The organism is Desulfurella sp., from assembly GCF_023256235.1.
Classification (GTDB): domain Bacteria; phylum Campylobacterota_A; class Desulfurellia; order Desulfurellales; family Desulfurellaceae; genus Desulfurella.
This window is the reverse complement of sequence record NZ_JAGDWY010000044.1, coordinates 17,244-28,739: the sequence shown is the minus strand read 5'-3', so window position 1 is coordinate 28,739 and position 11,496 is coordinate 17,244. Positions and strand designations below refer to the sequence as shown.

The following is an 11,496-nucleotide window of genomic DNA, read 5'->3' as shown; positions in this document are numbered from 1 at the left end:
TAAGTTAATAATATATTGACTTTTATTAAAAAATGTAATAATTATTTCAAGAATATTAAGGAGGATTTATGAAAACTTACAAACGTTACCATCCACTTGTATGGATACTTACTATTATACCTATTTTAATTTTATCTTTTGGGGTACCTTACTATAACAGAGGCGATATTGTATTCGGACTTAATTTCATGTCATTTTTTCTCATTGTTATGGATATTATTACAATTATACTGATTTTTGTTGCCTATAAGATTGAGCAAAAAACAAGCCAAAGGAGAGGAAAATGAATATTTTAGAATTATCTATTATGCTTGCGTTTATTGTTATTGTGGGTATTGTTGGATTTTATGCAAGCAAGTTTAAACCATCTCTAACTAACGATATAACAGAATGGAGTTTGGGTGGAAGGCATTTTGGCACATTTATTGTCTGGTTTTTGATAGGTGGGGATGTATATACGGCCTATACTTTAATTGCAATACCAGGACTTGCTTACGGTGCAGGTGTTTTGGCTTTGTTTGCTACATCTTATGTTATTATGACATACCCAATTGTATTTTTAACTATGCCAAGACTTTGGAATGTTGCAAAAAGGCATGATTTTATTACAGCTGGTGATTATGTAGAAAAGGTTTTTGATTCAAAATTTCTTGCTTTGATAGTGGGTATTATTGGAATTTTAGCTGAGCTACCATATATAGGCTTGCAGATTTTTGGGATGAATTTTATGCTAAGTGTTACACATGTACCTTCAAACATTACCATAATAATCTCTTTGCTTTTAGTTATGGGTTTTACAGTTTTTAATGGACTTAGAGCTCCAGCATTAACTGCATTTATAAAAGACTTTTTTGTATGGGCTATGGTGTTGTTTTTAATTATTTACATCCCAATACATTATTTTGGCTCAATTGGACATATGTTTAGCTGGTTTAATGCGCATTATCCAAAAAAGGCTGTTCTTGCTCCCGGTCAAATTAGTGTTTTTGCTACACTGGCATTTGGATCTGCTGCAGCATTGTTTTTATATCCGCATGCAATAACAGGTGTATATTCATCAAAAAATGCAAACACAGTTAGAAAAAACGCTATTGTGCTTCCAATATACAATATAATGCTTCTATTTATTACATTATTAGGTTTTGCGGCATTGTTTGTAGTTCCTGGTTTAAAAAATCCGAATATGGCATTTCCAATGCTTATTTCAAAAACATTTGGACCTATTCTTACAGCATTAATTGGCGCAATTATTATACTTGGCAGTATGATCCCTGCTTCTATTATGTCCATTGCAAGTGCCAATCTTTTTACAAGAAATATTTACAAAAACTTAATTAATCCAAACATAAGTGATTCTACTGAAAGAATAATAAGTAAAGTTTCTGTTGCAATAATAATACTGCTTGCCCTGTATTTAAGCCTTGCAATGAGTCCTTCATTTATTATTACTTTGCAGCTAATAGCTGGATCATGGGTAGTGCAGTTATTTCCACTCATCTTTTTGCCGCTTTTTACAAACAGGGTTTCAAAAATTCCAGCTGGTATTGCAACAATAGCGGGTATAGTGCTTACTACTTACATTTTATATTTGGGTCATTTTAAGTTGGCTGTTTATAAGGGAATATGGGCAGGTTTATACGGCATTGCTATTGAAATTGTTGTTTTGTTAGTTTTGACTTTTTTGTTTAAGCCTATGGCAAACATAAGCCTTGATGATTACCTGGATGATTAAAGCTATAAACCTAAAAAAGCTTCTTTTACCTGGGGATTTTCCAGCAAATCCCCACCGCTTCCAGATAGTACTACTTTGCCTTCTGAAAGCACATAGGCGTTGTCTGTTATTGACAAAGACAGGTGAACGTTCTGTTCAACAAGAAGCATCGCAATGCCTTTTTCTTTCAGATTTTTGATTATACTAAACACTTCAATTGTCAGTTTTGGGGATAAGCCAAGGCTTGGTTCGTCAAATATTAGAATTTTTGGATCTGCCATCAAGCCCCTTGCAATAGCAACCATCTGCTGCTCACCGCCAGATAGACTTTGAGCCTTTTGATTAATCCTCTAAGATAGCTTTGGAAACAAACTAAATACGAAATCTAGGTTTTGCTTGTATTTGTCTTTGGCTCGTTTCAGATAAGCACCCATTTGCAAATTTTCAAGGACACTCATTTCGCTAAAAAGCAATCTGCCTTCTGGAACCATTATAACGCCCATTTGAGCCCTAATATGGGCTGGTAGTTTTGTTATGTCTTTGCCGTCAAATATGATAGAGCCACTCATTGCAGGTATAATACCTGTAATTGCTCTAAGCAGTGTGGTTTTGCCTGCTCCGTTTGAGCCAATAATTGCGCACAGTCCACTGCAAGTTTTAATACTGACATCCCATAGTATTTGTATTTCACCATATCCTGCATTTAAATTCTTAACTTCCAATACACAACTCATTTAGCACCTGCCAGCTGCATAGCAAGTTTTGGGTCACCCAGGTAAGCTTCAATAACTTTTTCATTGTTTGAGATTTCTTGAGGGCTTCCTTGTGCGATTTTTTCTCCAGAATCAAGCACCATTATATAATCGCTAGCTTTCATTATGGCATGCATAAGATGCTCAATCATTATTATTGTTACTCCGCTTTCTTTGATTTTTAAAATTACATTTAACATGCTTTCAACTTCTTTTGGGTTTAAGCCAGCTAAAACTTCATCCAAAAGGAGAATTTCTGGCTCATTTGCAAGGGCTCTTGCCAGCTCAAGTCTTTTTTTAAACGCTACATTAAGCTGTCCTGCCTGTGTAAACATTTTAGTAGACAGACCCACAAAATTAATAACATCCAAAGCAACTTTTTGAGCTTGTTTTAAATTGTAATTTTTTTTGCCAAAGCATGCGCCTACCATAACGTTTTCTATGACTGTAAGCTCGGATAGTGGTTTTACAATCTGGTGTGTTCTTGCTATACCAAGACGAGCTCGCTTATACGTAGGAAAATTTGTTATATCTTTGTCTTTAAAAAATAATTTTCCCTCTTGAGGTTTGTAAACGCCGCTTATTATGTTAAAAAGAGTTGTTTTGCCGGCTCCATTTGGACCAATAATGCCAAATATCGTTTTTTCTTGAATTTCAAATGACACATTATTTACAGCTATCAGACCACCAAAGGATAATTTTAAGTTTGTTCCTTTTAAAATCATTCAAGTACCTTCTGTAAATTTTTAAAGTATTTGGTTAAAAAACCTACTATACCGCTTGGAGCAAATTGTACAATAATAAGCAATATTAAACCAGAAACAGCAAGATGCAAATCTTTTACATAAGGCATAACAAGTAACATGCCTTTAATTTTTTCATAAATTAGTGCACCAAGTGCGCTTCCAGCAACGCTACCATAGCCTCCAAGCATTACCATCACAATCATTTCAATTGATTTTACAAGGTTAAAGGCCCCAGATGGCTCAATATTTCCTGCTTTGAAAGCAAAGATGCCACCAGCTATTGCGGGGAAAAACGCCGAAGTTGCGTATGCTAAAGATTTGTAAAGCTTTGTTTTTATACCAAGAACCGAGCTTGCATCCTGATCTTCTCTTATAGAAAATAAGCCGAGTCCAAATTTGGATTTTTTTATATAGTATGCAGCAATTACACTTAAAATTGTCAAAATACCCATAAGGTAGTAGGATAACCAGATAGCTTTTAAAGCTCCACCGTAGTTATCATATATGCTAAAATCAAAATACAAACCCATTGCGCCACCCAAAAACGATATGTTATTAATGAGACTTTTTACTGCTTCGTTAACACCAATTGTAGCAATAGCAAAAATTGCGCCCCTTAGGCTTAAAACCGCCTGACCTAAAACAAATGCTATTAAAGCAGAAGCAAGCCCACCTAAAACAATTGAAGCTATAAGATTTACTTTATATGCATACATCAAGTAAAATGCAAAATATGCGCCAATACCATAGTATACAATGTGTCCAAAACTTACATAACCGGTATATCCCAAAATAATATTTAAACTAACAGAAAGCGTGATGCTTAATAAAATTAAAAATATTGTTTCTCTAAGCATTACATTGTCTGTTATAATTGGGTAAATTACAAGCGCTATAAGTGTAGGTAAAAGCCAAAAGAGAGTATAGCCTTTTTGCATTAGCGCCTCCCCAATATACCATTTGGCTTAATAAGCAAAATTATAACAAGAATGCTGAATTCTATAAAAGGCATATAATCTACTGGCATTTTAAGCGATAAGATATTTTCTAGAAGTCCCAAAATTAAACCGCCCAAAATTGCACCAGCAGGACTTCCAAGACCACCAAGTACACAAATAACAAAACTTTTTAGTTCGTAAACGCCGCCAGATAGTATGGTAAATGGAAACAGCGATGCAATAAGAGCACCAGAAATACTAGCAAAAGCAACACCAATACCAAAAGAAATAGATAGTACCAATGTTGTGTTTATGCCGTATAGTTTTGCTGCAGTTGGGTTTTGTGATACTGCTCTTATGGCTTTACCTAAAGATGTTTTAAATAAAAACAAATATAGTGCCAAAGCAAGCATCAAAGAAATTAAACCTACAATAATGCGTGCATAGGAAATATTAAAATGACCAAGAGCAATTGAACCAAGATGAGTATCTATTGCTCTTGGGTTTGTTGTAAAAAAAAATGTTCCAAGTCCAATCAGTATAAGGCTTAAAGAGTAGGTAGAAAGTAATGTTGTAAGCTCGGGTGCATTTAGCACCCTATATAAGCTTACGAAAAAAGCTACAATACCTAGGATTAATCCTGCTATAAAAATAGGTATTAAAGAAGTATACACTGAGATCCCAAGTAACTTCACTGACATGTAGGCTGCAAACATGCCAAAAGCTATAAAAGCTCCATGAGATAAATTTATTACTTTCATCACGCCCCATATTAGGTTTAGGCCCAATGCAGCAATAGCATAGGCTAAACCTATAAGAACACCACTAATTACAGCATTTACATAAACTAACATAACACAAGCTTACTTTTTGAATTTAATGTTGTATGGAAATACAAGCTTTGTATTAGCAGCTGCAAGTGGCCATACAATTTCTTTTGATATTTGACCATTGTGTTTTACCCATTGCAAATATACCATCTCATGGCCAATCTGCAGACCATGGTATTTTCCTTGTGCAAATTTTATCTGTCCGTAAAATGTCATAATGTTCATTCTATCAAGCGCTTGCTTTATTTTGTTAGAATCTAGCGTGCCTGTTTCTTCAATGGCTTTTTGAAGTACCAAAGCTGATGCAAAACCGCCTGCTGCGTGATAACCTGGTTCTTGTTTATAAGCATTTCTATAGTTATCTGTAAACCACTTTACGCTTGGACCATAGTAAGCCAATTTTAATTTTTTAGCATTTTCTGGTGAGTATGAAACTTCTGGTTCCCACTGTGAAGGAGCTGTTACATACAAAGCAGCTTCACCAATTTCTTTGAACTTTGGAACTGCTGGTGCAACTATTAGTGATATTAATTTAAGAGGCATTTTTTGCTCATAAACCTGCTTTGCAAGTGTTTCACCGTCAGCAAAGTGACCACCGCCAATTAATGCATCTGGCTTAAGCGATGACATTTTGTTTAGAAATGCACTAAAATCTGTTGTATTTGGAGTATAGGCTTCAAACATAACTACACTAAAACCATGCTTTTTAGCATAATCTTTTGCTGCATCACATACTGCTTTTGCAAATTCACTTTGTTCGTAGATAATGGCAATTTTTTTAGCTTTGGGATCGTATTTTTTGAGCATATCCAAAGCGCCTGTTAAATATCTGGAGGCTGGCGTATACATTTGATAAACTACCGAAAATCCTTTTGAAAAAATATCATCTGCGGCAGCACCTGTGCTTATCATTATTTTACCATATTGCTGAGCAATAATTGCTGCTGTTGCTGTAAGATCTGAACTGTATGGACTAATTAAAAAGTCAACATGATCATTATTTATTAGTCTTACATACAATTGCTGAACACGTTCTTTATTGCTTTCATCATCATAATATTTAAGAGCAACAGGTAGTTTTTTGCCCAGCGATTTTACATAAATACCACCGTTTTTGTTTACATTGTTAACCCACAGCTGGATACCTTGCAATTGAGCCTTTGATTCCGCATTAAGTTTACCAGTTAGGGAAGTTGTAAAACCAATTACGATGTTGTCTTTTGCTAAAGCTTTTGTTGAAAAAAGCGCAAAAGAAACAATCATTAAAAAAACAATTATCCGTTTCATAGGTACTACCTCCTTAATTTTAAACTCAATTCTATATTTTAAATCATTTTGTCAATATTAATTAAATTATTTTTTAATACTAATTTAAAAAAAATTTTCAAATATTTTCATAAATAGCAAAGTATCTTGATTTTTCGTAATTTTAGTTTATACTCAAAAATAGCTTAAAAACTTTGAAAGTTATGTTGAAAAGATTATTAGATTTGACTTTTAAAAAAATAAACTTTGATATTTAAATGGAGATTGCATGATAGGTAATTTTTTGAAAAAAGTTTTTGGTACACAAAATGAAAGGGTTTTAAAGAGCATTGAGCCTCTTGTTTTAAAAATTAATGAAAAAGAATCTACATATAAAGTTATGAGCAATGAGCAATTGCAGGCTGCATATAAAAAACTTCAAATTGATTACGAAAGCGGTAAATCTTTAGATGATTTGCTTGTTGATTCTTTTGCAATAACAAGAGAAGTTGCTAACAGAACGCTTTCAATGAGGCATTTTAATGTACAATTAATAGGTGGCATAGTGCTTCATCAAGGTAAAATTGCTGAAATGAAAACAGGCGAGGGCAAAACGCTTGTTTCTACGCTTCCTATTGTGTTGAATGCACTAACCAAAAAAAATATACATTTAATAACTGTAAATGATTATCTTGCAAAAAGAGACGCTTTGTGGATGGGTCCTATATATAAATTTTTAGGTTTGAATGTTGGTGTTATACAACAGGAAAATAAATCGTATTTAGTTGAGTTTGAAGATGAGAAAACTTTTAAAACAAAGCTTATACCCTGTGAGAGAAAAGATGCATATTTGGCAGATGTAACATATGGTGTAAATAGTGAGTTTGGCTTTGATTATTTAAGGGATAATATGGCGTATTCCAAAGATGAGTGGGTACAGCGTGGTTTTTATTATGCTATAATTGATGAAGTTGATTCAATTTTAATTGATGAAGCAAGAACGCCACTTATAATATCAGGTCCAAGTGGTACTCCTACTAAAGTTTACTATGAAGTAGACAAAGCAGTAAGTCAGCTCACAAAAGATGATTATGAGGTAGATGAAAAACTTAAAACAGCTGTTTTGACAGATAAAGGCGTAGAAAAAATACAGAAACTTTTACATTTGGATAATTTATACGATAGCAAAAACATAGAAATAATACATATAGTTAACCAATCACTTAAAGCTCACACTTTATTTTTAAGGGATAGAGATTATATAGTAAAAGACGCTAAAGTAATAATAATTGATGAGTTTACGGGCAGAATGATGCCAGATAGACGTTATTCAGACGGACTTCATCAGTGTATTGAAGCAAAAGAAAAAGTTAAAATTCAAGAAGAATCTCAAACGCTAGCCACCATTACATTTCAGAATTATTACAGAATGTATGAAAAATTGTGCGGAATGACAGGCACGGCAGATACTGAAAGCAGAGAATTTAAAGAAATATATAACCTTGATGTTGTGGTTATTCCTACAAATAAACCAATGATAAGGATAGACAGACAGGATTTAATATTTAAAACACACAAAGAGAAAATTAATGCAATTGTTAATGAAATAAAGACAAGGTACGAAAAAGGTCAACCTGTACTTGTTGGTACAACAAGTGTTGAAAAATCTGAAGAGTTGCATAAAATCCTTATTAAAATGCGTATACCGCATATGGTATTAAATGCCAAACACCATGAAAAAGAAGCAGAAATTATTGCTCAAGCAGGCAAAAAAAAGGCAGTAACAATTGCTACAAACATGGCTGGTCGAGGTGTTGATATAAAAATAGATGAGGAAGTAGCTAAACTTGGCGGTTTGTTTATACTTGGCACAGAACGCCACGAATCAAGAAGGGTAGATAATCAGCTAAGAGGTAGATCAGGTAGACAGGGTGATCCTGGAGAATCGAGGTTTTTTCTTTCATTAGAAGATGATTTGCTCAGGATATTTGGCTCAGAACGCATTCAAGTAATAATGGATAAGTTAGGCATACAAGAAGGTGAGGCTATAGAAAATAAATTCGTTACAAGAGCAGTTGAAAATGCTCAAAAGAAAGTTGAAGAATATAACTTCGATATAAGAAAACACCTACTTGATTATGATAATGTGGCAAATACTCAAAGAAGTGTAATTTACAGGCAAAGGAAAGAAATACTTGAAAGCGAAAGTGTTAAAGATACAATTTTAGATTTTATAGATGATGTAATAAGCTCTATTGTAGATAGTTATTTAGAAAATATGATCGATTTAAAAGCACTTAAGCTAAAATTTAAACAAATTTTTAATTTAGAAATTAATATCGATGAAAATGAAAAAGATAGAGAAAAAATATTTAATCAATTAAAAAACTTAGTACTTACAGCATACAAAGAAAAAGAAGACATACTACAAGACCAGATGCGAGATCTTGAGAGAAATATATTGTTACAAGTTTTAGATTCTTCATGGAGAGAGCATTTAAAGAATATGGATGCTTTAAGAGAATCAATTGGGCTTAGGGGTTATGGTCAAAGGGACCCTTTAGTGGAATACAAAAAAGCTTCTTTTGAGATGTTTGAAGATATGATAAATAATCTCAAAGAAGAATGTTTATCAACCCTTTTCCATTTAAAAATTGTATTTGATAATTAAAACACCTTTTTCAAAGGATTTGATGGTTGTACTTGAAAATAAAATAGATAGGATTGTTTTTGTTAAAAAAAGTGATACATATGAACAGACTCCTTTACAAAAAATATTTTCTATGGTATTTAACAAAAAGGATTTGTCTATGTTTGATTACGATTTACTAAACTGGGAAAATTTAAGTGGCGAACAAAAAATAGTGTATAATTATTTAAAACAGTTTAATGGAACTATTACTTATAAAGAATTGGGTGAAAAATTTGGTTTTCACCAAAGAAAAGTTGCTTATCTTATGAAGATAAATCCGTTTGTATATGTTATACCATGCCATAGAGTTATTGCAAAAAACTCAATCGGTGGATATCAATATTCTGTTGAGTTAAAAAAAGAGTTATTGGATTTCGAAAAAAACGCAAAAAGGAGTTTGCAGTATGGATTTATTTGATAAATGCGAAAAATTCGTAGCTTACAAAGAGATAGAACAAGCTGGTCTTTACCCTTATTTTCAACCAATTTCAAGTGAGCAAGGCACAGAGGTAATTATAAATGGTAAAAAAATATTAATGCTTGGTTCTAATAGTTATTTAGGTTTAACCGTTCATCCTAAAGTTAAACAAGCAGCAATTGATGCAATAAAAAAATATGGCACGGGTTGTGCTGGGTCTCGTTTTTTAAATGGAACATTGGATATTCACATAGAACTTGAAGAAAAACTTGCAAAATTTACAAAAAAAGAAAAAGCAGTACTTTTTTCTACAGGTTTTCAGGCAAATTTAGGCGCTATTGCTGGTCTTGTTGGTAAGGATGATTATGTTATCATAGATAAATCTGACCATGCCAGTATAGTTGATGGTACAAAGCTGTCGTTTGGTGAAGTAAAGCGCTTTTTGCATAACGATATGCAATCTTTAGAAAAAACACTTCAGTCCATTGATATAAATGCTGGCAAGCTTATTGTAGTAGATGGCATTTATAGTATGGATGGAGATATTGCTAATTTGCCAGAAATTGTAAAGCTTAAAAAAAAGTACAATGCCAGAGTAATGGTTGATGATGCACATGCTTTTGGTGTAATTGGTGAAAATGGTTCTGGTACTGCAAGTCATTTTAATTTGATAGATGAGACAGACATTATAATGGGTACATTTAGTAAATCTTTTGCTTCACTTGGTGGTTTTATTGCTGCAGATGCTTATGTTATTGATTATCTAAAACATTTTGCGCGAAGTTTGATATTTTCTGCAAGCATAACACCAGCATCATGTGCCGCTGTACTTGCAAGCCTGGAGATAATGCAAAGTGAGCCTGAGTTAATAGAAAAATTGTGGGCAAATACAAATCGCATGAGGAACGGCTTAAAAAGTGCAGGTTTCGATACACTTCAAAGTTGCACACCAATTATTCCTGTGCTTGTTGGCGAAGATTTAAAGGTTCTGCAGTATAGGAAAATGCTTTTTGAAGAAGGTATATTTGTTAATCCAGTAGTGTCGCCTGCCGTACCAAAAAACAAAGCTCTTATAAGGTTAAGCCTGATGGCTACGCATACATTTGACCAGATAGACTTTGCTATTGAAAAAATTACGAAAGTAGGCAAAAAGTTAGATGTTATATGATTATCGAAGCAAATAGTACAAATTCGTTAAAAGAATTTATTGATTTCCCTTTTTTGTTATACCAAAAAGATAAATTTTGGGTCCCGCCGTTGCGTTTTGAAGAAAAAAAATTATTTGTTCCAAAAAATCCATTTTACAAAAATGCCAAGATAAAATTATTTCTTTACAAGAAAGATGGCAAAACACTTGGAAGAATAGCCGCTATTGTTAACAAATGGCACAATGATTACCATAAAGATAAAGTTGGGTTTTTTGGTTTTTTTGAATGTATCAATGATAATGAAGTTGCAGGTGCTTTATTTGATGCTGCTAGCGATTATTTGAAACAAAATGGTTTAAAATCTATAAGAGGGCCTGCAAACCCTTCGCTTAACCATACATGCGCAGTATTGTATGAAGGCTACTTTCAAGAGCCGGTTTATATGATGCCCTATAATCCTAAATATTACATTGAATTACTCGAAAACTATGGCTTTAAAAAGGCAAAAGATCTATATGCTTTTTATTTATCCGTAGCAAACAAACCTGATCAAAAGTACATAGAGCTAAGCAAAAAGATAGCAAAAAAATACAATGTTACTTTAAGAAATCTTTCAAAAAAACACTTTGAACGAGATTTAGAAATTTTATGGGATATATACTCTAAAGCCTGGGCTAATAACTGGGGATTTGTACCTCCAACAAAAGAAGAATTTTTTTACCTATCAAATGATATGAAAAATCTGGTAAGCTCAGAACTTGTTATAATTGCAGAAAAAGATGGAGTTCCTTGTGCTTACTCTGCAATTATACCTGATTTTAATTATGTTTTAAAGAAAGCAAAAGGTTCTATAACACCTTTAAATTTGGTTTCAATTATTTCAGTATTACCCAAAATTGATAATTATAGACTTATTACGCTTGGAATTATCCCGGAGTATAGAAAGTTAGGTATTGATTTGCTTTTATATCTTAAAAGCTTTGAGGTTGTTGAAAAAAGAAACGGTAGAGGCGGTG

The 11,496-nt window shown here is 33.1% G+C and carries 10 protein-coding genes and 1 pseudogene; 6 read left to right on the top strand and 5 right to left on the bottom strand.

Annotated features, from left to right (window positions below; translation table 11 throughout):
• Positions 1-68 precede the first annotated feature (68 nt).
• Both Q0C22_RS04630 and Q0C22_RS04625 read left to right on the top strand, forming a co-directional pair.
• The gene (locus Q0C22_RS04630) at positions 69-287 is read left to right on the top strand and encodes a hypothetical protein (protein WP_291492241.1); all 219 of its coding nucleotides are present in this window, start codon (positions 69-71) and stop codon (positions 285-287) included.
• Positions 284-1,732, top strand: coding sequence for a sodium:solute symporter (locus Q0C22_RS04625; RefSeq protein ID WP_291492239.1), 1,449 nt, complete (start codon positions 284-286; stop codon positions 1,730-1,732). Before Q0C22_RS04630 ends, Q0C22_RS04625 begins: the two co-directional genes overlap by 4 nt.
• A 2-nt stretch (positions 1,733-1,734) precedes the next feature.
• Here the strand turns inward: Q0C22_RS04625 and Q0C22_RS04620 are convergent.
• From Q0C22_RS04620 to Q0C22_RS04600, 5 genes and pseudogenes are all read right to left on the bottom strand, one after another.
• Positions 1,735-2,445 (bottom strand): annotated as a pseudogene (locus Q0C22_RS04620) (ABC transporter ATP-binding protein).
• The gene (locus tag Q0C22_RS04615) at positions 2,442-3,188 is read right to left on the bottom strand and encodes an ABC transporter ATP-binding protein (RefSeq protein ID WP_291492237.1); all 747 of its coding nucleotides are present in this window, start codon (positions 3,186-3,188) and stop codon (positions 2,442-2,444) included. The pseudogene Q0C22_RS04620 and the gene Q0C22_RS04615 overlap by 4 nt, the downstream one beginning before the upstream one ends.
• Positions 3,185-4,147, bottom strand: coding sequence for a branched-chain amino acid ABC transporter permease (locus tag Q0C22_RS04610; protein WP_291492234.1), 963 nt, complete (start codon positions 4,145-4,147; stop codon positions 3,185-3,187). The genes Q0C22_RS04615 and Q0C22_RS04610 overlap by 4 nt, the downstream gene beginning before the upstream one ends.
• Positions 4,147-5,001 (bottom strand): branched-chain amino acid ABC transporter permease, encoded by an 855-nt coding sequence (locus Q0C22_RS04605; protein ID WP_291492232.1) that lies wholly within the window; start codon positions 4,999-5,001, stop codon positions 4,147-4,149. Before Q0C22_RS04605 ends, Q0C22_RS04610 begins: the two co-directional genes overlap by 1 nt.
• A 9-nt stretch (positions 5,002-5,010) precedes the next feature.
• Positions 5,011-6,264, bottom strand: coding sequence for an amino acid ABC transporter substrate-binding protein (locus tag Q0C22_RS04600; RefSeq protein WP_291492231.1), 1,254 nt, complete (start codon positions 6,262-6,264; stop codon positions 5,011-5,013).
• 247 nt (positions 6,265-6,511) lie between these two features.
• Here Q0C22_RS04600 and secA point away from each other — a divergent pair, with 247 nt between their 5' ends.
• The 4 genes from secA to Q0C22_RS04580 all read left to right on the top strand — a co-directional run.
• Entirely contained in the window at positions 6,512-8,893 is a 2,382-nt protein-coding gene (gene secA, locus Q0C22_RS04595; protein ID WP_291492229.1) for a preprotein translocase subunit SecA, read from the top strand.
• 22 nt (positions 8,894-8,915) lie between these two features.
• The gene (locus Q0C22_RS04590; RefSeq protein ID WP_291492227.1) at positions 8,916-9,332 is read left to right on the top strand and encodes a methylated-DNA--[protein]-cysteine S-methyltransferase; all 417 of its coding nucleotides are present in this window, start codon (positions 8,916-8,918) and stop codon (positions 9,330-9,332) included.
• Positions 9,319-10,500, top strand: coding sequence for a pyridoxal phosphate-dependent aminotransferase family protein (locus Q0C22_RS04585; protein ID WP_291492225.1), 1,182 nt, complete (start codon positions 9,319-9,321; stop codon positions 10,498-10,500). Before Q0C22_RS04590 ends, Q0C22_RS04585 begins: the two co-directional genes overlap by 14 nt.
• Positions 10,497-11,496, top strand: a 1,000-nt coding sequence (locus tag Q0C22_RS04580) for a hypothetical protein (RefSeq protein ID WP_291492223.1), incomplete at its 3' end; no start/stop codon positions are given. The genes Q0C22_RS04585 and Q0C22_RS04580, both read left to right, overlap by 4 nt.

Bases quoted from the DNA above. Each gene is read 5' to 3' on its own strand.
- Q0C22_RS04630 (WP_291492241.1), top strand. From the start codon at position 69: ATGAAAACTTACAAACGTTACCATCCACTTGTATGGATACTTACTATT.
- Q0C22_RS04625 (WP_291492239.1), top strand. From the start codon at position 284: ATGAATATTTTAGAATTATCTATTATGCTTGCGTTTATTGTTATTGTG.
- Q0C22_RS04615 (WP_291492237.1), bottom strand. From the start codon at position 3,188: ATGATTTTAAAAGGAACAAACTTAAAATTATCCTTTGGTGGTCTGATA.
- Q0C22_RS04610 (WP_291492234.1), bottom strand. From the start codon at position 4,147: ATGCAAAAAGGCTATACTCTCTTTTGGCTTTTACCTACACTTATAGCG.
- Q0C22_RS04605 (WP_291492232.1), bottom strand. From the start codon at position 5,001: ATGTTAGTTTATGTAAATGCTGTAATTAGTGGTGTTCTTATAGGTTTA.
- Q0C22_RS04600 (WP_291492231.1), bottom strand. From the start codon at position 6,264: ATGAAACGGATAATTGTTTTTTTAATGATTGTTTCTTTTGCGCTTTTT.
- secA (WP_291492229.1), top strand. From the start codon at position 6,512: ATGATAGGTAATTTTTTGAAAAAAGTTTTTGGTACACAAAATGAAAGG.
- Q0C22_RS04590 (WP_291492227.1), top strand. From the start codon at position 8,916: ATGGTTGTACTTGAAAATAAAATAGATAGGATTGTTTTTGTTAAAAAA.
- Q0C22_RS04585 (WP_291492225.1), top strand. From the start codon at position 9,319: ATGGATTTATTTGATAAATGCGAAAAATTCGTAGCTTACAAAGAGATA.